The sequence below is a fragment of the Pseudomonas sp. UW4 genome, assembly GCF_000316175.1.
Lineage (GTDB): Bacteria > Pseudomonadota > Gammaproteobacteria > Pseudomonadales > Pseudomonadaceae > Aquipseudomonas > Aquipseudomonas laurylsulfatiphila.
Genome location: NC_019670.1, coordinates 1879366 through 1902880, shown reverse-complemented (window position 1 = coordinate 1902880; position 23515 = coordinate 1879366). Strand labels below are relative to the sequence as shown.

Genomic DNA, 23515 nt, shown 5'->3' with positions numbered 1-23515 from the left:
TCGCGAGCAAGCCCGCTCCCACATTTGTTTTCCACATTTTTTTCTGCGCGCTGCTCAATGAAATGGTGGCAAGTGGATATCTGCCGCAAGCCGATTATTCTTCATGGAACCTTGCAGCTTTTTCTGGCGTCAACTTGAATGCAAGCCACGTAATCCGATCACTTCAGCCCCAGGGCCTGGGTACGGCAAGTGTTGGTGGGAACTCCGGCCTACAACAAGAGCAAGACGGAGAAGACTCATGGCAGCAATCGACAATGCAACCACGGGCAGCGCGCCCAACCACGGGCTCACCAAGGAGGAACGCAAGGTCATCTTCGCGTCGTCCCTGGGCACCGTGTTCGAATGGTATGACTTCTACCTGTACGGCTCCCTCGCGGCGATTATCGCCAAGCACTTCTTCGCCGGCGTCAACGAAACGACGTCCTTCATCTTCGCCCTGCTCGCCTTCGCCGCCGGCTTCGCCGTCCGGCCGTTCGGCGCCATTGTGTTCGGCCGCTTGGGCGACATGATCGGACGCAAGCACACCTTCCTCATCACCATCGTGATCATGGGGGTCTCGACGGCCGTGGTGGGCTTGCTGCCCGGCTACGCGACCATAGGCGTGGCCGCGCCGATCATCCTGATCAGCCTGCGTTTGCTCCAGGGCCTGGCGCTGGGCGGTGAGTACGGCGGCGCAGCCACCTACGTGGCCGAACATGCCCCCAAGGGCAGGCGCGGCTATTTCACCTCGTGGATTCAGACGACAGCCACCCTTGGCCTGTTTCTTTCACTGCTGGTGATCCTGGCCTGCCGTACCGCGCTGGGCACGGAAGCATTCGAAGCCTGGGGCTGGCGGATTCCGTTCCTGCTTTCGATCCTGTTGTTGATTATCTCGGTGTACATCCGCCTGCAACTGAGCGAATCACCGGTGTTCATGAAAATGAAGGCGGAAGGCAAGTCCTCCAAGGCACCATTGACCGAATCCTTCGCCCGTTGGGACAACCTCAAGATCGTGATCATGGCCCTGCTCGGTGGCACCGCCGGCCAGGCCGTGGTCTGGTACACCGGGCAATTCTATGCGCTGTTCTTCCTGTTGCAGACGCTGAAGATCGACGCGCAGACCGCCAACTTGCTGATTGCCGGCTCGTTGCTGATCGGCACACCGTTCTTCGTCATATTCGGCAGCCTGTCCGATCGTATCGGCCGCAAGGGCATCATCATGGCCGGCTGCATCATCGCAGCACTGACTTACTTCCCGATCTTCCAGGCGTTGACCCAATACGGTAACCCCGACGTGTTCGTGGCACAGGAGAAGAACCCGGTCACGGTCATCGCCAATCCTGACCAGTGCTCGTTCCAGTTCGACCCGGTGGGCAAGGCCAAATTCACCAGCTCCTGCGACCTGGCCAAGACCGTGCTGGCCAAAAAGGCCATCCCCTACACCAACGTCAACGCCGAGCCGGGCGCCGTTGCGCAGGTGCGCATCGGCGAGAAAGTGATCGAGAGCTTCGAGGGCACCGGCATGCCGGCCGCCGACTTCAAGGCCAGGAACGATGCCTTTACTGCCAGTCTCGCCACCGCCCTCAAGGACGCCGGCTACCCCGAGAAGGCCGACCCGGCCAAGACCAACTACCCGATGGTGCTGTTGCTCCTGACGATCCTGGTGATCTACGTGACCATGGTCTACGGGCCGATCGCCGCCTGGCTGGTGGAACTGTTCCCTGCGCGCATCCGCTACACCTCGATGTCGCTGCCCTATCACATCGGCAATGGCTGGTTCGGTGGCTTCCTGCCGACGGTGGCGTTCGCCATGGTCGCGGCCACGGGGGATATCTATTACGGGCTGTGGTATCCGATCGTCATCGCGGTGATGACGGCCGTGCTGGGTATTTTCTTCATGCCGGAAACCAAGGATCGGGAGATTCATCACACCTGAGACTTGCCAGCCAATCAGTGAACCCCTGTGGGAGCGGGCTTGCTCGCGAAGGCGGTGTATCAGTCGATGACCGTATCGGCTGACACTCCGCCTTCGCGAGCAAGCCCGCTCCCACAATGGATCTCAGTGTCTGGGTAATTCGATGACAACCTTCAGCCCGCCCCACTCGCTTTCCAGCAACGACAGTGTCCCGCCCCAGCTATCGACGATGTCGCGCACGATGCCAAGTCCCAGGCCATGCCCATGGGTCTGTTCATCCAGCCGCGTTCCCCGGCTGAACACTTGATCGCGACGCTCTTGGGGAATGCCCGGGCCGTCATCTTCCACACTGAGTTCAAACCCGGTCGCCAACTCCGCCACACTCACGCGAACTTCGGCATCCGCCCATTTGCAGGCGTTATCCAGCAGGTTGCCCAACAGTTCCAGCAAATCTTCACGATCCCAGGGCAATTGCAGGCCGGCCGGAGCACGGTAGCTCAGCGCCAGGTGTTCGCCATGGATCATGTTCAGGGTTGCCAGCAACCCGGGGAGTTCGGCATTGCAATCAAACAGCGCACCCGGCAAAGCATCACCGGATAACCGCGCACGATTGAGTTCCCGATTGAGCCGTTGCTCGACCTGTTGCAGTTGTTCCTTGAGGGTCTTGCGCAGCTGCGGGTGCGCCTCAAGCTGCTCGCTCGAGGCCAGGCTCAACAGCACCGCCAGCGGTGTTTTCAACGCATGGCCGAGGTTGCCCAGGGCATTGCGTGAGCGCTTGAGGCTGTCCTCGGTGTGGGCCAGCAGGTGGTTGATCTGCGCCACCAGTGGCTCCAGCTCCAGCGGTACCTGATCATCGAGTTGCGAGCGCTGGCCCTGTTGTAACTGCGCGATCTGCTCGCGCGCCTGTTCCAGCGGACGCAAGGCGCGGCGCACGGTGATCCGTTGCAGCAACAGAATCAGCAGCAACCCGCTCAAACCCAGGCCCAACCCGAGCTGTTGCACGCGCCGGAAGCTTTCGCGTATCGGCGTGTAATCCTCGGCGACGCTGATGGAGATCGGCAACCCCAGACGCCGATAGTCCGTACGCAGCACCAGCAACTGTTGCCCTTCCGGCCCCAGTTGCAGATCGTCGTGCAGGCCGGGGTGATCGAGCGCCGGCAGTTCCTGATCCCATAACGAACGGGAACGCCAATGGCCATCGGTGAAATCGATGCGGAAATAGTGCCCGGAAAACGGCCGCTGATAGGCCGGCGACAGACGTCGCTCATCCAGTTGCAAGCCTTGCGGCCCGCGCACCAGCGCCGCCAGCAGGCTCTCGCTGTCATTGCGCAACCCGGCTTCGAGGTAGCGCTGCAACCCCATTTCGAACAGCCACAGGCTGGTTTGCGCCAGCACCAGGCCAACGACCACCATCACGCTGATCAGGCCCAGGCTCAAGCGACGCTGGATCGATCTCACCGGGCTTGCCCACCGAACAGGTAGCCCTGGCCACGACGGGTTTCTATCACGCTTTTGCCGAGCTTGCGGCGCAAATGGTTGACATGCACCTCCAGCACATTGGAATCGCGCTCGGTTTCACCGTCGTAGAGGTGTTCGGCCAGGTGGCTTTTGGAGAGGATCTGCTCGGGGTGCAGCATGAAATAACGCAACAGGCGAAACTCCGCGGCGGTCAGCTGAATGTCCGCACCGTCACGGACAACGCACTGGCGACCTTCGTCCAGGTGCAGCCCGGCGGCCTGGAGCGTCGGCTGGTTGACCTGGCCATGGGAGCGGCGCAGCAACGCCTGGATGCGCAAAAACAGCTCTTCGGGATGAAAGGGTTTGGTCAGGTAATCGTCGGCGCCGGCCTTGAGGCCTTCGATGCGTTCGGCCCAGGAATCCCGGGCCGTGAGGATCAGCACCGGCGTGGCCAGCCCCGCCGCGCGCCATTGCGCCAGCACCTCAAGCCCCGGCACGCCCGGCAAGCCGAGGTCGAGGATGATCAGGTCGTAAGGTTCAGTGCTGCCCTGATGCACCGCGTCGCGACCGTCGGTCAGCCAGTCCACCGCATAACCCTGGCGGTTGAGACCGGCCAGCAGTTCGTCGGCCAGGGGCACATGGTCTTCGACCAGAAGCAAACGCATGGATCAGTCTTCCTTGTCTTTGAGTAAACGGCCGGTGGTGGCATCGATGTCCAGTTCGCGGACCACGCCTTCAGGGGTCAGCAGCTCGACTTCATAAATGTAGACGTCGTGTTTTTCTTCGAGCTCGGCCTCCAGCAGTTTCGCGCCGGGGTAGCGATCCATTGCCTGCTGCAGCAGTTGCTCCAGCGGCAGGATCACGCCCTGTTGACGCAGGTGCAGGGCTTCGTCCTGGTCCAGGTCGCGAGCCATCACTGCCGAGCAAAATGCCAGAAGCACCAGCGCCATCCGGCTGCCGGTGCATCGATTGGATAAAAACACCTTCATTACCAATCCTGATGATCCTTGAGAACCTGCCCGCTGACAGCGTCTAATTCCAGATCCCAGTCGATACCCTGGGGATCGCGCAGCTCTACCTTGTACAAGTACCTGCCGTAATGCTGCTCCAGCTCGGATTCATTGACGGTGGAGCCTGGATGCCTGGCCACTGCATTGGCATTGAGTGTCTCGAACGAGACAATGGTACCAGCGTCGCGCAATCTCAGCGCTTCATCCGGGCCAAGTTCCCGGGCATGGGCGATGCTCGCGATCATGCCAATGATGCACGCGGTGAACAGGGCTGTCGGGGTTTTCATGGGTGTCTCCGTATTTCTTCAGGTGCTGCCTGTGGACGACACCTTAACCGGATGAACTTAATTGAAACTGAATGGCCATCATTGCTGAAACCCCAGCCCCTGTGGGAGAGAGCCTGCTCGCGATGGACCTTGGAACGCCGCGGGGTGTCAGGTTACCAGCGTAATCGTTGACGACCATCGCGAGCAGGCTCGCTCCTACAGGGGATGTCGTGTTTATATTTCCCCGCTTGCCAACATTCGAGACCGGTATGACCGCCATCCACATCAAGTTTCCTTCCCTGACCCTCAAGGCCGGTCCGCGGGCTTTTGCGCGCATCCGTGAGAGCGGCCTGAACGCCGCCGAGGTCGGCACCCTGCCCGGTGCAGCCGGCGGTCCGAAGGCGCTGGGGATTCAGGGGCTGGACCTGGCGCTGTTCGGCGAGTGGCTGCCGGCGGCACCGCGGGAGCGCTCGCTGATTGGTGCATCGGTGGGTTCCTGGCGCTTCGCCAGCGCCTGCCTGCCGGACGCCGCCGAGGGCATCCGGCGTCTCGGGCAGCTGTACACCGAGCAAAACTTTGCCAAGGGCGTGACCATGGCGCAAATCAGCCAGAGCTCGCGGCGCATGCTCGATGACCTGCTCGACGGTCGTGATGCCTCGATCCTCGGCAACAGCGCTTATCGCCTGAACATCATGGTGGTCAAAAGCCACGGCCTGCTCGCCGACGACCATCGCGGTCGCCTGGGGCTGGGCCTTTCCTCGGTCATTGCCGACAACCTGCGCGGCCGGGCGCGGCTGGCCCGGCACTTCGAACGCCTGATCATCCACGACCCGCGCCTGGCGCCGCCGGTCGACGCCTTGAACGACTTCCCGTCGCGCTTCGTCGCCCTCAATGCCGGCAATTTGCGTCAGGCCCTGCTGGCTTCGGGCTCGATCCCGATGGTGATGGAAGGCGTGCGCGACCTGCCGGGCGCCGGCACCGGCACCTTCCGCGACGGCGGTCTGCTGGACTATCACCTGGACCTGCCCTACAGCGGCGATGACATCGTGCTCTACCCGCACTTCACCGACCGGGTGATTCCCGGCTGGTTCGACAAGCCCCTGCCGTGGCGCCGCGCCTGCCCGGCACGCTTGCAAAACGTACTGCTGCTGGCACCGTCGAAGGAATACCTGGCGCGCCTGCCCTACGGCAAACTGCCGGACCGTAACGACTTCAAGCGCTTCATGGGCGACGCCCCGAGCCGGCAGAAATACTGGCGCACCACCATGGAAGAAAGCCGCCGCATGGGCGACGAATTCCTCGAACTGGCCGCCAACGGTCGCCTCGGCGAGCGCTTGCTGACCCTTTAGTCAGGACAAACTGGTAAACTCGCCGCCTGCCCGAATCGCTGCGGCGAACGCCACCTGAACAGAGCTGAAAACACTGTGGAAATTTTCAAGGAATTTACTTTCGAATCCGCCCACCGCCTGCCCCACGTACCGGACGGCCACAAGTGCGGGCGCCTGCACGGGCACTCGTTCAAAGTGGCGATTCATTTGAGCGGCGATCTTGATCCGCACACCGGCTGGATCCGCGACTTCTCCGAGATCAAGGCGATCTTCAAGCCGCTGTACGAGCGTCTGGACCATAACTACCTGAACGACATTCCTGGCCTGGAAAACCCGACCAGCGAAGTGTTGGCCAAGTTTATCTGGAATGAGATGAAGCCGTTGTTGCCGGAGCTCAGTGCGATTCGTATCCACGAAACCTGCACCAGCGGCTGCATCTATCGCGGCGAATAAAGACACCGCCCCCTTGTAGGAGCGAGCTTGCTCGCGATGGACGCCAGAGCACCGCGGGCTGCCAGATACCACGCGTAATCGTTGACGTTCTTCGCGAGCAAGCTCGCTCCTACAGGGGAACAGCGTTTTGTCAGAGAAATAAAGAACAGCCTTCATCGGCTGTTTTTTTATGCCTATGCTTTTTGCCTCTTCCCCCGCCAAGAGGACAAGCCCATGACTGACTGGCCGCTGCCTCAGACCTATCGCTTCAAAGGGCACTCCGTGCGCTACGCCGTGCGTGGCGATGGCCCGCCGCTGGTGTTCGTGCATGGCACGCCCTTCTCCTCCTGTGTCTGGCACCGGATTGCCCCGCACTTCATCACCACGCACCGGGTGCACTATTTCGATCTGCTGGGCTACGGGCAATCCGAGAAAGTCGATGGCGACGTGTCCCTGGGTGTGCAGAACGAATTGCTGGCGCAGTTGCTGGAGCATTGGAGTCTGGATCGCCCCGACGTAGTGGCCCACGACTTCGGCGGCGCCACCGCCCTGCGCGCGCATTTGCTCAACGGCAAGGATTACCGCAGCCTGACGCTGATCGATCCGGTGGCGCTGACGCCCTGGGGTTCGCCATTCGTGCAGCATGTGCGCCAGCATGAAGCGGCGTTCAGCGGACTGCCCGATTACATCCAGCGGGCCATCGTGCCGACCTACATTCGCGGGGCCATCCAGCGCGAAATTCCCGACGCCGAACTCGCCCCCTACGTTCTGCCGTGGCTGGGGCAGCGGGGGCAAGCGGCGTTCTACCGGCAGATCGCGCAGATGGACGAGCGCTATACCCGTGAGGCCGAAGGTCTGTACCCGACGATTCGCTGCCCGGTGCAGATTCTCTGGGGTGAAGACGATCAGTGGATTCCCGTCGAACGCGGGCGGGCCTTGCAGCAGATGATTCCCGGTGCGCAGTTCCATCCGATACCCAACGCCGGTCATCTGGTTCAGGAAGATGCGCCTGAAGCCATAGTCGCGGCGTTGCTGCGATTCCTGCCCCTGTAACAATTCTCCTGAACAAACCCAATCCCCTGTGGGAGCGAGCCTGCTCGCGAAGACAATGTCACCTCCGACATCGAATGGGCTGACACACCGCCTTCGCGAGCAGGCTCGCTCCCACATTGGTTCTACAGTGATCAATGTCACTGGCGGGGACCGCCGTTGGCGAGCTAACGTAAAGGTATTGCCAATACGACTCGCTAAAAGGACTCGCCCGATGCACATCATCAACGCCCGTCTGCGCAACCAGGAAGGCCTGCATGAGTTGAACCTGGAAAACGGCCTGATCAGCAGCATCGCCCGCCAGATCGAGGCCCCGACCCTGGGCCCTGGCGACCTGGATGCCGGCGGCAACCTGGTGGTGCCGCCCTTTGTCGAGCCGCACATCCACCTCGACGCCACCCTGACCGCCGGCGAGCCGCGCTGGAACATGAGTGGCACGCTGTTCGAAGGCATCGAGTGCTGGGGCGAACGCAAGGCGACCATCACCCACGAAGACACCAAGACCCGCGCCAAAAAAACCATCCAGGCCCTCGCCGCCCACGGCATCCAGCATGTGCGCACCCACGTCGACGTCACCGACCCGCAACTGACTGCGCTCAAGGCGATGCTCGAAGTGCGTGAGGAAAGCCGGCACCTGATCGACCTGCAAATCGTCGCGTTCCCTCAGGAAGGCATCGAGTCGTACCGCAATGGTCGCGAATTGATGGAAGAAGCGATCCGCATGGGCGCGGACGTGGTCGGTGGCATTCCGCATTTCGAGTACACCCGCGACCAGGGTGTCAGCTCGGTGAAGTTCCTCATGGACCTGGCCGAACGCAGCGGTTGCCTGGTCGACGTGCATTGCGACGAAACCGACGACCCGCATTCACGCTTTCTCGAAGTGCTCGCCGAAGAGGCCCGCAGCCGCGACATGGGTTCGCGGGTCACGGCCAGCCACACCACGGCCATGGGCTCCTACGACAACGCCTACTGCGCCAAGCTGTTTCGCTTGCTCGGGCATTCGGGGATCAGCTTTGTCTCCTGCCCCACCGAAAGCATCCACCTGCAAGGTCGCTTCGACAGCTTCCCGAAACGCCGGGGCGTGACCCGGGTCAACGAGTTGCTGGAAGCGGGCATGAACGTGTGCTTTGGCCAGGACTCCATCGTCGATCCGTGGTACCCGCTGGGCAATGGCAACATTCTGCGGGTGCTCGAGGCCGGGCTGCACATCTGCCACATGCTCGGTTATCGCAACCTGCAAAGCGCGCTGGACCTGGTGACGGACAACAGCGCCAGGGCCATGAACCTCGGCGAACGCTATGGCCTGGAGCGCGGGCGGCCGGCGAACCTGCTGATTCTGTCGGCGGAGAGTGATTACGAGGTGATCCGCAGCCAGGGGTTGCCGCTGTACTCGGTGCGCGAGGGCAAGGTGTTGATGAAGCGGACGATGCCGGTGGTGGAGTTCGCTGGGCTGAGCTGAGATTTGCATTGACCCGAACTGGCCCCTTCGCGAGCAGGCTCGCTCCCACACTGGATTGATGTTGTTCACAAAACCCCTGTGGGAGCGAGCCTGCTCGCGAAAGCTTTCTCAAAATCAATCGATCATTCGAGCCGTACCAAACAGACTGACCCGACTCAACTCCCCCTGCTCCTCTTCCAGCAAGATCGGCGCCGTGCCACCCGGCATCGTCACCCTCACTTCCCCGGCGCTGACCCAACCCACGCGCCAGGCCGCACAGGCCACCGCACTGGCGCTGGTCCCCGAAGACGCTGTCGGCCCCTCGCCACGCTCGAATACCCGCGCGGCGATATGTCCTTCGGACAAGCGCATCGCCCATTGCAGATTGATCCCCGCCGGACAGGGTTTGCCTGCACCGACCGGCATGGCGTAGGCAATTCGCATCAACCCGTCACCCAGCGCCGGCTCTCGCATCTGCTCGTTGCTCGGCAAGTCATCGGCGTTTTCGACCAGCGTCACGCAATGCGGATTGCCGACCCGCGCGAACTGGCTGCGCGACCATGCGCCATTGAGGGCCGACAGCGGTTTGACGTGGCTGAGTTCGCGGCCATTCAACAGCGCCGTTTCAACGCCCTCGGCACTGACCGCCGACGGCCCGAAACCAGGCTGGCCAAGGTCAAGCCAGAAACCCTGCACGTCCTCGACTTGAGCGGCTTTCACCGAAGTCTGCCCCGGTGAAGGCGTGTCGGACTTGTCGTGGTGAACCCTGAGCAGACAGGCTTCGTCGCCGGGTAAAAGCCCTTGGTCGCTCAAGGCCTGGGAAAAAATCGTCAGCCCGTTGCCACTGCGTTCGGCCAGGGTCCCGTCGGTGTTGACGATCAGCAGGTCAAAGGGTGGCGAGGACTGGAACGGTCCGACCAGCAATCCGTCGCTGCGATGATCCTTGCTGCCGGCCGGTTGCGTGCCGGGTGCCCAGTTGCAGCAGGCTTCGATGGCCGCCGCAGCCCATGCCTGACGAGTTTGTGCCGCGTGGCTGGCCTGATCGGGCAAGTCGATGCCCTGGCGGCGCAATTCTTCGGGCGCTACCACGATGTAAATATTGCCCCGTGCATCGTACCTCTGCGCCATGGCGCCCTCCGTGTGTCATTGGAATGGCTCAACATATCGCGAAAACCAGCGGCGCTGTGCAACGATGTCGCCCTGTTTGACCGTAAAACTTTCCGGGCACTGATCGAACCCTCCTCGATCGATCACTGTCCGTTGAGGACGTAACATTTTTGCCAGGGATTGATATGACCAGCCTCAACAGCCAAACCACCTTCGTTCCCGGCCGCCTGGAACAGATGTCCACGCGCATCGCCTTTTTCATTGCCGGGTTCGGTATCGCCGCGTGGGCGCCGCTGGTGCCCTATGCCAAGGCCCGGGCCGGGCTGGATGAAGGCACCCTGGGCCTGTTGCTGCTGTGCCTGGGGGTAGGTTCGATCCTGGCGATGCCGATGGCCGGGATCCTGGCCACGCGTTTCGGCTGCCGACGGGTGACGACCGGCGGGACCTTGCTGATCTGTGCCGCCCTGCCGCTGCTGGCCACGGTGTCATCGATTCCGGCCTTGATCGCGGCGCTGTTCATGTTCGGCGCGGGCCTCGGCACAGTGGATTCGACGGTCAACCTGCAAGCGGTGATCGTCGAGCGCGCCAGCGGCAAAAACATGATGTCGGGTTTCCATGGCCTGTTCAGCCTCGGCGGGATAGTCGGCGCGGCAGGCGTCAGCGGCTTGCTTGGCCTGGGGATTTCGCCGTTGGGGGCCACGCTGGTGGTGATCGTGATGCTGCTGATCGCATTGGCCAGGGCCGTACCGCATCTGTTGCCCTACGGCAGCGAGAGCTCGGGGCCGGCGTTCGCGGTGCCCCATGGCATCGTCCTGTTTATCGGTGGCATGTGCTTTATCGTGTTCCTCGCCGAAGGCGCGGCGCTGGACTGGAGCGCGGTATTCCTGGCACAGGAACGTGGCATCGACACGGCGTATGCGGGCCTCGGCTATGCGGCGTTTGCCTTGACCATGACGGCCGGGCGTTTGACCGGTGACAAAATCGTACGGCGGTTGGGCGCGACACGGGTGATTGTGTTCGGCGGGCTGACGGCTGCCGCGGGCTTGTTTCTGGCGACGTTTGCGCCGGGTTGGGAAGCCGCGCTATTGGGGTATGCGCTGCTGGGTGCCGGTTGCTCGAACATTGTGCCGGTGTTGTACACCGCGGTGGGCAAACAGACCGTCATGCCCGAAAGCATCGCCGTGCCGGCCATTACCACCCTGGGTTATGCGGGAATACTCGCAGGGCCTGCGCTGATCGGCTTTGTCGCCCATGGCGCCAGCTTGAGTTTTGCCTTTGCCTTGATGGCAGTGTTGCTGGTGGCGGTGGCGATTGGCGGGAAGGTGTTGAAGGTCTGAAAAGCTTCGCGAGCAGGCTCGCTCCCACAGGATTTGTGTCGTACACATGATTTGTGAACGATACGGTCATTGTGGGAGCGGGCTTGCCCGCGATGAATTCACCTCGATCTATCAGAACCCGACACTGGCCTGCACAAAGAACGTACGCGGCGCGCCGACGTACATGCCCGAGTTGTTGTCGCTGGAGCGGGTAAAGTACTGCTTGTCGAAGATGTTTTTCACCCCGGCACCCAGTTTCAGGTTCGACACCTGCGGGCCGAAGTCATAGCCACTACGCACGTTCCAGGTCACATAACCCGGAATGTCGCCGAACTGGCCGTCGGCGGAGCCTTCGGTGATGTAGTTGCCGTTGAAGCTGCCGTCGGCGTTCACACCGGTGCCCGGCGAGCGCTGTTTCGACTGGGCGAACGCATCGAGGTTCCAGGTCCAGCGGTTGATGTCGTAACGCAGGCCGGCGGTGGCCACCTGACGGGAGTAGAACGGCAGGTCACGGCCCTTGAAGCCCGGGATTTCACCTTCATAAGTGGCACGGGTGTAGGTGAAACCGGCGTTGGCGGTCAGGCCGTCGAGGCGTGGGTCCAGCGCCGCCAGATCGTAGTGCACCGAGGTTTCGATGCCCTGGTGTTTGGTCGCGCCGAGGTTGGTCCAGCCCACGTCATTGCTGATGTATTGCAGTTCGTCGTCGAAGTCGATGTAGAACAGCGTCACCTCACCGCCCCACACGTCATCGTTGTAGCGCGTACCGATTTCGTAGGTCTTGGCCTTTTCCGGCTGCAGGCCGTTGGCAGGCTCATCACCAATACCGCCCTGCCCCAGTTGGAAATACTGCAGCGCGCCGAACGAGGTTTCGTAGTTGGCGAACAGCTTCCAGGCCTCGGACATGTGGTACATCACGCTCAGGGCCGGCAGCGGTTCATTGCTCTCGATGCTGCGTTTTTTCTCCGGCACCGGTTTACCGGCATTATCGAGCACCGGGCGGTCATGCCAATCGGTGCTGATGTGCTCGAAGCGAATACCCGGGGTGACGGTCCAGTGGCCCACGTCGATCTTGTTGTCGACGTAGACCGAATTGGCCTCGGTTCCACCGGTGCGGTCCTGATAGACATGGCCGTCCGCCCCCGGACGCACGACGGGCTCGTTGTTGACCAGCGCCACTCGACTGGCCTCTTCGTGCATGGCTTCCTTCAGGTAGCGATAACCGACGCTGACTTCCTGGGTGGTCGGGCCCACATCAAACACATGGGACACCCGTGGTTCGATACCGAAGGTGTAGTAGCTGCGCGGATAGGAATTGAGTGTCTTCAGGTCACGGGAGGCGATGGTGCTGCCACGAAAACTGTCGGTGTAGTAGGTCAGCACTTCGGCCTGGGTGCGATCGTCAATCTGTCGTGCCCACTTGAACGACACATCCTTGCGACGGCCGCTGAAGTTGTCGTAGTCGCGCACCGACTGGAACGGGTCGGCGTCGTACTGCGCCTGGGTCAGGCCGCCGGGCATGTCGGCCTTGGCGTCGTAGTAGTGGAAGTTGAGGCTGAAATCGTCGACATCGGTCGGCGCCCAATGGGTCTTGAGGATCACGTCGTCGATGTCGTTGCCGTTGTTGCTTTCACGGTAACCGTTGCCGTTCACGCCGGAGTACAACAGCGCCACACCCATGCCGTTGTCGGCGGTGCCGCCCATGAACGCCGTATCGATGTGTTTCCAGCCACCGTGCTGCGACGTTTCCAGGGTGGTGCCGATTTCCGCGGAGGCCTGTTCCGGGATCGCGCGGGTCACGAAGTTGATCACACCGCCGACGTTTTGCGGTCCGTAGCGCACGGAGCCGGCACCGCGTACCACGTCGATGCTGTCGAGGTTGCCGGAGGAAATCGGTGCCATGGACAGTTGTGGCTGACCGTAAGGCGCAAACGCCGCCGGGATGCCGTCGATCAGCACGGTGGAGCGAGGCGACAGGCGCGAAGTCAGGCCACGCACGCCGACGTTGAGGGAAATGTCGCTGCCACCGGTGCCGTTGGCGTCCTGCACTTGCACGCCGGGAACCCGTTTCAACACGTCGCCGACGTTCATCGCGCCCTGCTCGATCATGGCTTCGCGGCGCACCACCGTTCGTGCGCCAGGGTGGTTCTGCACCAAGACGGCATCGGCGTCATCGAGCCAGTCGCCAACCACCTTGATGTCGGTCACGCCCAATTCCAATGGGCCGTTGGCCGCCGAAGTCGGCGCCGGCATCAGGGTCACCGAACCTTCATCGATCTGGTATTGCAGGCCGCTGCCTTGCAGCAACTGGCGCAGTGCGTCTTCCGGGGACATATTGCCGTCCACCGCCGGAGCCTGTTTGCCGGCGACCAGTTCAGGGCTGAAGAACACCTGAAGCGAGGTTTGCTGGCCCAATTGGCTCAAGGCTTGTCCCAAGGGTTGCGCCGGGATGCGGATGCCGTCGGCGGCAAAGGCCTGGGGCAGCGCAACGTTGACCGCCAGGACGAGCGCCAGCGGCAACCAGGGAAATTTGTTGTTTTTAGCGGTGGAATTATTCACGTCGAACGTAATCCTGTGGATCGCAAAAGTGTGCGCTTGTTAATGCAAACCAGTTGCAGTTGAACAGGAAGACGATGAACTCGAAAAAAACCTGAATTTTATTTTGAAATTATTTCCTGGCTGCCATCGCCAAGGGTGCGCACGGCCACCGGCAGAATGCTCGGCAAGGCCTTGAGCAGTGCGTCGGTGTTGTCGGACTTGAACACGCTGGTCAGGCGCAGATCGCCGACCGCTGCGCTGGCGACCTTGAGCGGTTTCTCCCGATAACGTGAGACCTGCTCGGCGACGTCGACCAGGCGGGCGTTGTTGAACACCAGTTTGCCGCTGCGCCAGGCAGTCATTTCCGCCGGGTTGACGGCGTAGGCGGCCGCGACCTTGCCCTGGGCATCGACGTGGGTGCCCAGGCCCGCTGTCAGATTGATGAAATCGTTATCGGCAGCCTCGCGCCCCTGGACCTTGACCGTGCCCTGCTCCACCACCACCCGGGTTTCGCTGGCGCCACGGCGTACGTCGAACCGGGTGCCGGTGACCGTGACCTTGCCGCTGCCCGACTCGACCACAAAGGGTCGGCGGGTGTCGTGCGCGACGCTGAACATCGCTTCGCCTTCGCTCAGCTCAACGTGGCGTTGAGCCTTTTCAAAACGCACCTGAATCCGGCTGCGGCTGTCCAGATCCACCGCCGAACCATCCGGCAACGCCACATGGCGCCGCTCATTCAGGGCCGTTGAAAACTCGGCCGTGTAAGGCGCCGGATGATTCAGGCTGCTGAACAAACCCAGGCCAAGCGCCACCGCGACCACGCTGGCGGCTACCGCGTAACGCAGCACCGGACGAGTTTTTTTCAGGGCTGGCGGAGTTTCACACAAGGCACGCAAACGCGCCGCCGGCAGCAAATCGGCGGCGCTCCACACTCCCTGGAGCACTTCGAATTCATTTCGGTGTTGGGGGTGTTCGTCCAGCCAGGCCTGAAACCGGCGACGCACTTCGACATCGACGACAGGCTCCTGCAAACGTACAAACCATAGCGCCGCGTCATCGCGAACCGTTGTTTGCCCGCACGCACAATCACGAGTATCCATCATGGAAGTTCCTGTTGGGCTGGGGAGGAGATGGCGCGACCGATCATGACTGCAACCCGTCCAGGCGATCACGCAGGTGCCGAAGCGTGCGGATCATATACTTTTCCACCATGTTCTTGGACAGCCCCAGGCGTTCGGCGATTTCGGCCTGGGTCAGGCCCTCGATTTTCTGCCAGACAAACACCTTGCGGCAGTTGACCGGCAGCTCGGTGAGCGCCCGTTCGATGGAATCAGCCAGCTGGATCGCGTGCATGAAATGCTCCGGGTCGCCGCTCGGCGACTCACTGAGATCGATCGCCTCTGACTCCATGGCGCCCCGCCGGTCCTCACGCCGATAACCATCCACGGCAATGTTGCGCGCGGTCTGGTGCAAATACGCCCGGGGCTGTTCAACCCGCGCCGAATCGGACTCAAGCACCCGCACAAAGGTATCGTGGGCCAGGTCCTCGGCCTGCTGACGATTCCTCAGGCGACGGGTCCAGGTACCAACCAACTCTTCGTAATGCTCGAAAAAGCCGTGTCTGCGGGGCAGCTTGAGGGTCATTGCGCTGTGCTGTGGAAACGGGGCGTGAATAGTAATGCTTCTTATTAAACCAAAGCAATCGCCACCCACCTCAAACACGCCCCCTGTAGGAGCTGCCGAAGGCTGCGATCTTTTGATCTTTCTTTCCAAAATCACAGTCAAAAGATCGCAGCCTTCGGCAGCTCCTACAGGTAACGAAAAAAGGCCGCTGATTGCTCAGCGGCCTTGTTCAATCCGATGGGTTAGTCCGCCTGGCAGATGCCATCGAAGCCGAAATTCACAGGTCGGTAATTTCCTTGTGGCGAGGCACCAGCATCTTCATCACACTCCACGCCACCAGATAGGCCAGCGCGCAGACGGCGAACATGATCATGTAGCCGGTACGGATTTCACCCACCGATTTGTAGTAGTCGAACACCCAGCCACCGATCTTGGTCAGCAAGACTCCGCCCAACCCACCCGCCATACCGCCAATGCCGACCACGGATGCGACGGTCTTTTGCGGAAACATGTCGGACACCGTGGTGAAGATGTTGGCCGACCAGGCCTGATGCGCCGACGCGCCCACACCGATGAGCAACACCGGTACCCAGACGCTGATGTGACCCAATGGCTGCGCCAACAGCACGACCAACGGGAAAACGGCAATCACCAGCATGGCTTTCATGCGGCCGTCATACGGCTTGTCGCCACGTGCCATGAAATAGCTGGGGAACCAGCCGCCGCCAATACTGCCCACCATGGTCATGCTGTACAGCACGGCCAGCGGCACCACGATGGCTGCGCCTTTGAGGCCGTACTGCTCCGACAGGTAGGTCGGAAGCCAGAATAGAAAGAACCACCACACACCATCGGTCATGAACTTGCCGAAGGCGAACGCCCACGTCTGACGGTATTTCAGCAATTGGAACCACGAAAACTTTTTGCCGACGCCCGTCTGCACTGCGGCGCTGGCGGGGGAATCACTGCGAATGTGCGCCAGTTCCTGTGCCGACAGGCGCTTCTGCTGCTCCGGCTTGTCGTACAACACCAGCCATACGCCCATCCAGATAAAGCCCAGCATGCCGATCACGATGAACGCTACCTGCCAGCCCCACAGGCCAGCGATCAGCGGCACCGAAATGGGGGCCAGGATCGCGCCGACGTTGGCCCCGGAGTTGAAGATGCCGGTGGCGAAGGAGCGTTCCTTCTTCGGGAAATACTCAGCGGTGACCTTGATTGCGGCCGGGAAGTTGGCCGACTCACCGACCGCCAGCACGGCGCGCGACAGCATGAAGCCGGCGATCGAGACCGGGATGACCGCAATACCGAGCGCGGCACAGATGGCGGCGATACCCTCGCCCATGGGTTCTGCAAAGGCGTGCATGACGGCGCCGGTCGACCAAACACAAATCGCCACCACAAAAGCAGCCTTGGTGCCGATCTTGTCGACCACACGGCCCGCGAACAGCATGGAAATCGCGTAGGTGAACTGGAAGACCGCGGCAATGTTGGCGTAATCGGTGTTGCTCCAGCCAAATTGCCTCGACAGCTCCGGCGCCAGCAGGCTGAGCACCTGGCGGTCGAGGTAATTGACGGTGGTTGCAAAAAACAACAATGCACAAATGGTCCATCGGTATTTACCGACAGACTGGCTGACGCGTTGCGCAGTAATTGGCTCGTTGAGGTTCATGGCATCACTTTATTGTAGATTTTTGGTGATGATCTCTCGGTGTAAAACGAGATCGATTGGGCCGCCGGGCTTCACTTCAATGCATCAGTCCAGACGAAACGGGCCCTGTTCCGCCGAGGGATTGGGCCAACTGATTTCGGACAACTCATCAGACAACTCACAGAAAAACAGGGACTGATTGCTCAGCCTGCGTTTCTCACGCGAGTCAGTGACGGGTTGTCACAGATAACGGACTCAAGGGGGTGTGGGCGTAGAAGCCGATGGCTGAACACGGGAACTTCAGGGGCGAGAGGGAGGCGATTGGATTCATGTTGGGGTCGACACTCTTTTTATTTTTAGTTTGGACACGCATGTCATACGTCGTCGTATGACTTAAGAGATTTATAGCCAGTACCATGGGATGCTGTCAACAAGAAAACCCCTTAGACCTGAACGGCCTGACCGCCCTGAAAATACGACATGTAATCGAATAAACCCGTTAAACAGGCTCTTGGGCCCAGGTAACGCGACGCTCCTTGTAGGAGCTGCCGAAGGCTGCGATCTATTGCGTCCTAATGCCTGCGCAACCACTCGATAAACAGCGCAAACAACTCCGACTGCGAACCCACCTCCAGTTTCAGGTACAGGTTCTTGCGGTGCATGCGTACGGTTTCCGGCGAGATGTTCATCTGGCTGGCCGTGGACTTCACCGAATGCCCGCGCAGCACCATGTGCGCCACTTCCCGCTCTCGCTCGGTGAGCAATTCACAACCGAAGTTCTCGAACGCCGCCTGCACCCGATGCTTGAGATCGTCGCGCATGCCTTGCTCGTCATCTCGCTCGATCCCGGCACTGCGCAGCAGTCCACGCTGGCTGAACTCGCTGATGAATTCCCGCACCAGCGGTTCGACGGCACGCAGCAGGTTCAACTGTTCGTCGCTCAGACACTCACCGCCGAAACCCTGATAGAGGCTGACGGAAATCTTCGTGTCATTGCCGGTATCGACGATGTAGTAGCTGTCTTCCGAACAGCCCGCCTTCAGGTAATAGGATTTGTAGTAGTCACTGTCGAAGAAGTTGTCCGGGGCGATTTCCTCCAGGTGATAGAAGCCTTGCGCCAACCCCTGCTCCACCGCCAGGCAGAAGGGGTCGAGCAAATAGCCCCCGGAAAAATAGCGCTCAAGAATCGAGACCTGATACTCCTGGGCAATCCCGCGCTGATGCAGCAGCTGTGGTGCGCGGTCCTTGCGCTCCAGGCTGATCATCATCGACTCCACGGACACCAGCTGCGCCAACGCTGACGCCAGGTATTGCAGGGCGTCAGGCTCATCGACATGGGCGAATGCCTCGCGCATCCCCCCATGCCATTTGTGCAACGCCCCGAAGGGCATCGCGATCAGCGTATCGTCGTCTGGTTTGCTCATGCCCCGCAGTCTAGCGGGTGCGCAGGCCCTTGGTAACAGCCTGTGTGGCGAATTCATTGGCCGCCATACTGACCGCTGGCCTGAAGCTCAGCGGCCACTTCGACAATGCAATCGCGCAAGGTCTCGACGATTTCATCGACCTGGGCAAACGTCAGGATCAGCGGTGGCGACATCACGTTGAGGTGCATGATCGGCCGCACCAGCAAACCCCGGGCCTGTGCCCGCACGTGGATCTTCTCGCCGATGTTGATCTCGTCGGGGAACAGTGCCTTGGTGCGTTTATCCGCCACGAACTCCACGCAGGCCATGAGTTTCTGGCAGCGCACATCCCCCACCAGCGGCAAGTCGCGCAGGGTTGCCAGACGTTCCTCCAGATAAGCGCCCACCGTGTCGACATGGGCCAGCAGGTTTTCCCGCTCGATGATTTCGATGTTCTTCAGCGCCGCCGTGCAGCACACCGGGTGGCCGCTGTAGGTGAAGCCGTGGGTGAAGCAGCGGCCCTTGCCCGGCTCGGCGATGACCTTCCAGATGCGCTCGGAAAAGATGCACGCGCCCAGCGGCAGGTAGGCCGAGGTCAGGCCCTTGGCGGTGGTGATGATGTCGGGCTGCACGTCGAACACATCCCAGGAAGCGAAGAACTTGCCCAGGCGCCCGAACGAGGTCACTACTTCGTCGGCGACGAACAGGATGTCGTAGCGCTGGCAGACGTCCCACATGCGTTTGAGGTAGCCCCGGGGCGGAATGATCACCCCGCCCGAGCCCATGATCGGTTCGGCAAAGAAAGCGGCGACCTTGTCCGCGCCAATCGACAGGATCTTGTCTTCGAACTCCTTGACCAGGAACTCGAGGAACTGCGCCTCGTCCATGCCGTCCGGCGCGCGGTACGGGTTGGGGTTGGAGACGTGGTGGATCAGCGGGTTGGCGTAATCGAACTCCGGCACCCGGTCGGCGGCCTTGTTGCCGATCGACATGGTCAGGGTGGTGGAGCCGTGATAGGCGTTGAACCGGGCGATGACGTGTTTCTTTTCCGGCTTGCCGCGGCAGTTCTGGTAGTACTGGATCAGCCGGTACGCGGTGTCCACGGCGGTGGAGCCGCCGGTGGTCAGGAACACATGGTCGAGATCGCCGGGGGCCAGGCTGGCGAGTTTTTCGCACAGCTGAATCGCCACGTTGTTCGACATGTCGGAAAACGGGTTCGAATAGGCCAGTTGGCGCACCTGATCGGCGATGGCCTCGGCCATTTCCTCACGGCCCAGGCCGATGTTGGTGCACCACATGCCGCCCACCGCATCGAGAAAGCGGTTGCCCTGGGTGTCGTAGATGTAGGCACCATCGCCGGCAACGATGTTCAACGAGCCTTGCTCGGCGTGTTCGTCGAACATGTGGTAGCCGTGCATGTGATGGGCCTTGTCGGCCTTGACCAGCCGGGACTCGTCCGCTGGGGAAAAAACGCTGCGTGTTGGCGTCGCCATAAATAAACCTCTAACCGAAATGACTCACGATCGAACAAATCAGATGCCGCTTTTCACGGTGCTCCAGACCCGGGTAATCGCCCGCATGTCCTTGGCGTCCTGGGTCTTCTGCGGGAACAGGCGCTCGCGGGTCTTTGCATCGGGGTAGATCGCCGGGTTGTCGCGCACTGCGGCGTTCAACAGGGGCGTGGCCGCCGCGTTACTGTTGGCGTAATTGATGTAGTCACTCACATCCGCCATCACCTGCGGCTGCATCAGGTATTCCAGGAATTTGTGCGCATTGGCGACGTGCGTCGCATCGGCCGGGATGTACAGGTTGTCGAACCAGATCAGCGAGCCTTCCTTGGGAATGAAGTACGCCAGGTTGATCTGCTTCTTGGCTTCTGCGGCGCGGGCCATGGCCGTGGCGTAGTCGCCGGACCAGGTCATGGCCATGCACACATCGCCGTTGGGCAGGCTGGTCAGGTAATTGACCGAGTCGAACTTGCGGATATACGGCCGCACCGACAGCAACAGCTCCTGAGCGGCTTTCAGATCCGCCGGAGCGGCGCTATTCGGGTCACGCCCCAGGTAGGTCAAGGCCATGGGGATGACTTCGGTCGGCGCATCGAGCAGGGTCACGCCACAGTCGGCGAAGCGCGAGACAATCTTCGGATCGAAGATCATCGCCAGCGAACCGATCGGCGCGTCCGGCATGCGTTCCTTGATCTTGTCGACGTTGTAGGTCACGCCGTTGCTGCCCCAGGTGTAGGGCGCAGAGTACTGGGTGCCGGGGTCGTAGCCTTGCAGATCCTCGAGGATTTGCGGGTCGAGGTTGGTCCAGCCCGGCAGCTGTTTTTTGTCCAGCGGCTGGAACACCTTGGCCTTGATCAGGGGGGGCGCGAGCGAGGCGTTCAACACGATCAGGTCATAACCGGAATGGCCGGTGAGCAACTTGGCCTGTACCGTTTCATATGAATCGAAGGTGTCGTAGACCACCTTGATACCGGTGGCCTTTTCGAAATCGGCGATGGTTTTTTCACCGATGTAATCCGCCCAGTTGTACAGCCGCAGCGTATTGCTGTCGTCCGCGTAGGCATTCAATGTCAACGGTACAACAAACAGACTGGAAATCACCTTAAGCAGTGTCTTGCCCATTGCAAATGCACCTTATAGCGAGTTCGGCTCTGGATGAGCGGATGCCTGCACTATTGGTCGATTGGCCGGGCGGAACCATACCCCGAATGGGTGTGTGTCGTTTTTGGCACACCGGCATGGCAAAAAGCGGCAGCGCAGTTGACCCGTTTTGCCATAGATCGGGATTTGTCCGACGCTTAAAGTGGCAGCCTGAACCGACCCTGCGGAGCCTGCGATGACAGATTTGATCAAACACGAGCAACGCGACGGCGTGTTGACGCTGACCATCGACCGCCCGGACAAGCTCAACGCGCTGAACAACGCCATGTACACGCAGCTGGCCGAGCTGTTGCTGGCCGCCGACGAAGACGCGCAGACCGGCGTCATCATCCTCACCGGCGGCCCGGCCTGCTTCACCAGCGGCAATGACCTGGTGGATTTCCTCCAGCATCCGCCGACGCATCTGGACGCCCCGGCGTTTCGCCTGATGAAAGTCGTCACGCACCTGCAAAAACCGCTGATCGCGGCAGTCTGCGGGGCGGCCATCGGCATTGGTACTACGTTGCTGCTGCATTGCGATCAGGTGTTGGTCACCCGCAACGCCAAGCTGCGCATGCCGTTCGTCAACATCGGCCTGTGCCCCGAATTCGGTGCCAGCCTGTTGCTGCCCCGTCGACTCGGCCATGCCCGCGCCGCGAGCCTGCTCCTGCTGGGCAACGGCCTGGATGGCAACGAAGCGGTGAATTGGGGCATCGCCAACGAAGCCTTCGATGATGGCGAGCAATGCCTGGCAGCGGCCAGAAAAATCGCCCAGCGCTTTTTGGCCCTGCCCCGGGAGGCCTTGCGCCAGTCCCGGCAGTTGATGAAGCAGGCGACGTTGCCGGAACTGGAAGCCACCCTGCGCGAAGAAAACACGCTGTTCATCCAGCGCCTGAATACCGACGAGGCAAAAAACGCCTTGAACGCCCTGCTCAATCGCAGTACAGACAAGAATCCACCGAAAGGAAACCAGCCATGAACACTCCGGAAATCTACGTCGTCAGCGCCGCCCGTACCGCCATCGGTACGTTCGGCGGTTCGCTCAAGGACGTGCCCCTGGCCGACCTCGCGACCACGGCCGTGAAAGCCGCCCTGGAACGAGCCGCCGTGGACCCGGCGCTCGTTGGCCATCTGGTGATGGGCAACGTGATCCCGACCGAAACCCGCGACGCCTACATCTCCCGCGTCGCCGCGATGAACGCCGGCATCCCGAAGGAAACCCCGGCCTACAACGTCAACCGCCTGTGTGGTTCGGGCCTGCAAGCGATCATCAACGCCGCCCAGACCCTGATGCTCGGCGATGCCGACATCGTCGTCGGCGCCGGTGCCGAATCCATGAGCCGTGGCCCGTACCTGATGCCAGCCGCCCGTTGGGGTTCGCGCATGGGCAACGCCCAGGTCATCGACTACATGCTCGGCATCCTGCATGACCCCTTCCATGGCATCCACATGGGCATCACCGCCGAAAACGTCGCCGCACGCAACGGCATCACCCGCGAAATGCAGGACGCCCTGGCCCTGGAAGACCAGAAACGCGCGGCCCACGCAATTGCCAACGGCTACTTCAGCGAGCAGATCGCGACCGTGGAAATCCAGGATCGCAAAGGCGTCAAACTGTTCAGCGTCGACGAACACCCGCGCGCCACGTCCCTGGAACAACTGGCAGCCATGAAGCCGGCGTTCAAGAAGGACGGTTCGGTCACCGCCGGCAACGCCTCGGGCCTGAACGACGGCGCCGCCGCACTGGTCATGGCCAGCGGCAATGCGGTCCAGGCCAACAACCTGAAGCCACTGGCCCGCCTGGTCAGCTACGCCCACGCAGGCGTCGAACCGGAATTCATGGGCCTGGGCCCGATCCCGGCCACCCGCCTGGCGCTCAAGCGCGCCGGCCTGACCGTCGCCGACCTGGACGTGATCGAAGCCAACATCGCCTTCGCCGCCCAGGCCTGCGCCGTCAGCCAGGAACTGGACCTCGACCCGGCCAAGGTCAACCCGAACGGTTCGGGCATCGCCCTGGGTCACCCGGTGGGCGCGACCGGCGCGATCATCGCCACCAAAGCCATCCACGAACTGCACCGCACCGGCGGCCGTTATGCACTGGTGACCATGTGCATCGGTGGTGGCCAGGGGATTGCGGCGATTTTTGAACGCGTCTAAGCAATAGCCGCAAAAAAGGCCGGTGATCGCGCAGATCACCGGCCTTTTTCATTCCGGTAAACCAGTAGCGATCCCCTGTGGGAGCGAGCTTGCTCGCGATGGCGGCATGTCAGGCACCATCATTGTTGACTGGACTACCGCTATCGCGAGCAAGCTCGCTCCCACAGTGGTTCTCTAGCGCATGCAGAATCTCCTTCTC

Annotated in this window: 20 protein-coding genes; 8 read left to right on the top strand and 12 right to left on the bottom strand. The window is 61.4% G+C overall.

Translation table 11 applies throughout. The annotated features are described in order from the left end of the window. Positions 1-238 precede the first annotated feature (238 nt). The gene (locus PPUTUW4_RS08245) at positions 239-1915 is read left to right on the top strand and encodes an MFS transporter (protein ID WP_015094207.1); all 1677 of its coding nucleotides are present in this window, start codon (positions 239-241) and stop codon (positions 1913-1915) included. A gap of 123 nt (positions 1916-2038) precedes the next feature. Here PPUTUW4_RS08245 and PPUTUW4_RS08240 read toward each other — a convergent pair whose 3' ends face one another. Genes PPUTUW4_RS08240 through PPUTUW4_RS08225 form a run of 4 tightly spaced genes read right to left on the bottom strand, consistent with a single transcriptional unit; the run spans position 2039 to position 4649 of the window. Beyond that, on the bottom strand, positions 2039-3352 hold the full coding sequence (locus PPUTUW4_RS08240) for a sensor histidine kinase (protein WP_015094206.1): 1314 nt from the start codon (positions 3350-3352) through the stop codon (positions 2039-2041). Beyond that, entirely contained in the window at positions 3349-4017 is a 669-nt protein-coding gene (locus PPUTUW4_RS08235; RefSeq protein ID WP_015094205.1) for a response regulator transcription factor, read from the bottom strand. The genes PPUTUW4_RS08240 and PPUTUW4_RS08235 overlap by 4 nt, the downstream gene beginning before the upstream one ends. Positions 4018-4020: 3 nt before the next feature. Beyond that, positions 4021-4341: a PepSY domain-containing protein gene (locus PPUTUW4_RS08230; protein ID WP_015094204.1), complete on the bottom strand. Its 321-nt coding sequence runs from the start codon at positions 4339-4341 to the stop codon at positions 4021-4023. Further along, on the bottom strand, positions 4341-4649 hold the full coding sequence (locus tag PPUTUW4_RS08225; RefSeq protein ID WP_015094203.1) for a PepSY domain-containing protein: 309 nt from the start codon (positions 4647-4649) through the stop codon (positions 4341-4343). The genes PPUTUW4_RS08230 and PPUTUW4_RS08225 overlap by 1 nt, the downstream gene beginning before the upstream one ends. A gap of 248 nt (positions 4650-4897) precedes the next feature. Here PPUTUW4_RS08225 and PPUTUW4_RS08220 point away from each other — a divergent pair, with 248 nt between their 5' ends. The 4 genes from PPUTUW4_RS08220 to codA all read left to right on the top strand — a co-directional run bounded on the left by PPUTUW4_RS08220 (position 4898) and on the right by codA (position 8897). Continuing rightward, a complete protein-coding gene (locus PPUTUW4_RS08220; RefSeq protein WP_015094202.1) occupies positions 4898-5977 on the top strand; it encodes a patatin-like phospholipase family protein in 1080 nt (359 codons plus the stop codon). Positions 5978-6052: 75 nt separating this feature from the next. Next, entirely contained in the window at positions 6053-6409 is a 357-nt protein-coding gene (gene queD, locus PPUTUW4_RS08215; RefSeq protein WP_003223505.1) for a 6-carboxytetrahydropterin synthase QueD, read from the top strand. A 213-nt stretch (positions 6410-6622) separates the two neighbouring features. Continuing rightward, complete coding sequence (locus tag PPUTUW4_RS08210) at positions 6623-7441, top strand: alpha/beta hydrolase (RefSeq protein WP_015094201.1); 819 nt, start codon at positions 6623-6625, stop codon at positions 7439-7441. A 211-nt stretch (positions 7442-7652) separates the two neighbouring features. Continuing rightward, positions 7653-8897 (top strand): cytosine deaminase, encoded by a 1245-nt coding sequence (codA, locus tag PPUTUW4_RS08205; RefSeq protein ID WP_015094200.1) that lies wholly within the window; start codon positions 7653-7655, stop codon positions 8895-8897. Positions 8898-9011: 114 nt separating this feature from the next. Here the strand turns inward: codA and PPUTUW4_RS08200 are convergent, their stop codons facing one another. Next, positions 9012-10004 carry a hypothetical protein gene (locus tag PPUTUW4_RS08200; RefSeq protein WP_015094199.1) on the bottom strand — a complete coding sequence of 331 codons (993 nt, stop codon included), beginning with the start codon at positions 10002-10004 and terminating at the stop codon, positions 9012-9014. 164 nt (positions 10005-10168) lie between these two features. On the opposite strand from PPUTUW4_RS08200, the gene PPUTUW4_RS08195 reads away from it, so the two are divergent. Beyond that, positions 10169-11320 (top strand): MFS transporter, encoded by a 1152-nt coding sequence (locus PPUTUW4_RS08195; protein WP_015094198.1) that lies wholly within the window; start codon positions 10169-10171, stop codon positions 11318-11320. A 111-nt stretch (positions 11321-11431) separates the two neighbouring features. On the opposite strand, the gene PPUTUW4_RS08190 is transcribed toward PPUTUW4_RS08195, so the two are convergent. The 7 genes from PPUTUW4_RS08190 to PPUTUW4_RS08160 all read right to left on the bottom strand — a co-directional run bounded on the left by PPUTUW4_RS08190 (position 11432) and on the right by PPUTUW4_RS08160 (position 21141). Continuing rightward, positions 11432-13855 (bottom strand): TonB-dependent receptor, encoded by a 2424-nt coding sequence (locus PPUTUW4_RS08190; protein ID WP_015094197.1) that lies wholly within the window; start codon positions 13853-13855, stop codon positions 11432-11434. A 98-nt stretch (positions 13856-13953) separates the two neighbouring features. Beyond that, positions 13954-14937: a FecR family protein gene (locus PPUTUW4_RS08185; protein ID WP_015094196.1), complete on the bottom strand. Its 984-nt coding sequence runs from the start codon at positions 14935-14937 to the stop codon at positions 13954-13956. Between the two features lie 40 nt (positions 14938-14977). Then, complete coding sequence (locus PPUTUW4_RS08180) at positions 14978-15478, bottom strand: sigma-70 family RNA polymerase sigma factor (RefSeq protein ID WP_015094195.1); 501 nt, start codon at positions 15476-15478, stop codon at positions 14978-14980. Positions 15479-15734: 256 nt separating this feature from the next. Beyond that, positions 15735-17129, bottom strand: coding sequence for an MFS transporter (locus PPUTUW4_RS08175; protein ID WP_015094194.1), 1395 nt, complete (start codon positions 17127-17129; stop codon positions 15735-15737). A gap of 551 nt (positions 17130-17680) precedes the next feature. Beyond that, positions 17681-18589 (bottom strand): LuxR C-terminal-related transcriptional regulator, encoded by a 909-nt coding sequence (locus PPUTUW4_RS08170; RefSeq protein ID WP_015094193.1) that lies wholly within the window; start codon positions 18587-18589, stop codon positions 17681-17683. Then, positions 18586-20004 carry an aminotransferase gene (locus tag PPUTUW4_RS08165; protein ID WP_015094192.1) on the bottom strand — a complete coding sequence of 473 codons (1419 nt, stop codon included), beginning with the start codon at positions 20002-20004 and terminating at the stop codon, positions 18586-18588. Before PPUTUW4_RS08165 ends, PPUTUW4_RS08170 begins: the two co-directional genes overlap by 4 nt. A gap of 39 nt (positions 20005-20043) precedes the next feature. Further along, a complete protein-coding gene (locus PPUTUW4_RS08160) occupies positions 20044-21141 on the bottom strand; it encodes a polyamine ABC transporter substrate-binding protein (protein ID WP_015094191.1) in 1098 nt (365 codons plus the stop codon). 214 nt (positions 21142-21355) lie between these two features. Here PPUTUW4_RS08160 and PPUTUW4_RS08155 point away from each other — a divergent pair, with 214 nt between their 5' ends. Next, the gene (locus PPUTUW4_RS08155; protein WP_015094190.1) at positions 21356-22138 is read left to right on the top strand and encodes an enoyl-CoA hydratase-related protein; all 783 of its coding nucleotides are present in this window, start codon (positions 21356-21358) and stop codon (positions 22136-22138) included. Beyond that, the gene (locus tag PPUTUW4_RS08150; RefSeq protein WP_015094189.1) at positions 22135-23316 is read left to right on the top strand and encodes an acetyl-CoA C-acyltransferase family protein; all 1182 of its coding nucleotides are present in this window, start codon (positions 22135-22137) and stop codon (positions 23314-23316) included. Before PPUTUW4_RS08155 ends, PPUTUW4_RS08150 begins: the two co-directional genes overlap by 4 nt. Positions 23317-23515 lie beyond the last annotated feature (199 nt).

Excerpts from the sequence above, each read along its gene's own strand:
- PPUTUW4_RS08180 (WP_015094195.1), bottom strand. The coding sequence starts at position 15,478 with ATGACCCTCAAGCTGCCCCGCAGACACGGCTTTTTCGAGCATTACGAA.
- PPUTUW4_RS08200 (WP_015094199.1), bottom strand. The coding sequence starts at position 10,004 with ATGGCGCAGAGGTACGATGCACGGGGCAATATTTACATCGTGGTAGCG.
- PPUTUW4_RS08165 (WP_015094192.1), bottom strand. The coding sequence starts at position 20,004 with ATGGCGACGCCAACACGCAGCGTTTTTTCCCCAGCGGACGAGTCCCGG.
- PPUTUW4_RS08185 (WP_015094196.1), bottom strand. The coding sequence starts at position 14,937 with ATGATGGATACTCGTGATTGTGCGTGCGGGCAAACAACGGTTCGCGAT.
- PPUTUW4_RS08170 (WP_015094193.1), bottom strand. The coding sequence starts at position 18,589 with ATGAATTCGCCACACAGGCTGTTACCAAGGGCCTGCGCACCCGCTAGA.
- PPUTUW4_RS08150 (WP_015094189.1), top strand. The coding sequence starts at position 22,135 with ATGAACACTCCGGAAATCTACGTCGTCAGCGCCGCCCGTACCGCCATC.
- PPUTUW4_RS08220 (WP_015094202.1), top strand. The coding sequence starts at position 4,898 with ATGACCGCCATCCACATCAAGTTTCCTTCCCTGACCCTCAAGGCCGGT.
- codA (WP_015094200.1), top strand. The coding sequence starts at position 7,653 with ATGCACATCATCAACGCCCGTCTGCGCAACCAGGAAGGCCTGCATGAG.
- PPUTUW4_RS08195 (WP_015094198.1), top strand. The coding sequence starts at position 10,169 with ATGACCAGCCTCAACAGCCAAACCACCTTCGTTCCCGGCCGCCTGGAA.
- PPUTUW4_RS08155 (WP_015094190.1), top strand. The coding sequence starts at position 21,356 with ATGACAGATTTGATCAAACACGAGCAACGCGACGGCGTGTTGACGCTG.
- PPUTUW4_RS08210 (WP_015094201.1), top strand. The coding sequence starts at position 6,623 with ATGACTGACTGGCCGCTGCCTCAGACCTATCGCTTCAAAGGGCACTCC.
- PPUTUW4_RS08160 (WP_015094191.1), bottom strand. The coding sequence starts at position 21,141 with ATGGGCAAGACACTGCTTAAGGTGATTTCCAGTCTGTTTGTTGTACCG.
- PPUTUW4_RS08175 (WP_015094194.1), bottom strand. The coding sequence starts at position 17,129 with ATGAACCTCAACGAGCCAATTACTGCGCAACGCGTCAGCCAGTCTGTC.
- PPUTUW4_RS08225 (WP_015094203.1), bottom strand. The coding sequence starts at position 4,649 with ATGAAAACCCCGACAGCCCTGTTCACCGCGTGCATCATTGGCATGATC.
- PPUTUW4_RS08245 (WP_015094207.1), top strand. The coding sequence starts at position 239 with ATGGCAGCAATCGACAATGCAACCACGGGCAGCGCGCCCAACCACGGG.
- PPUTUW4_RS08235 (WP_015094205.1), bottom strand. The coding sequence starts at position 4,017 with ATGCGTTTGCTTCTGGTCGAAGACCATGTGCCCCTGGCCGACGAACTG.
- PPUTUW4_RS08230 (WP_015094204.1), bottom strand. The coding sequence starts at position 4,341 with ATGAAGGTGTTTTTATCCAATCGATGCACCGGCAGCCGGATGGCGCTG.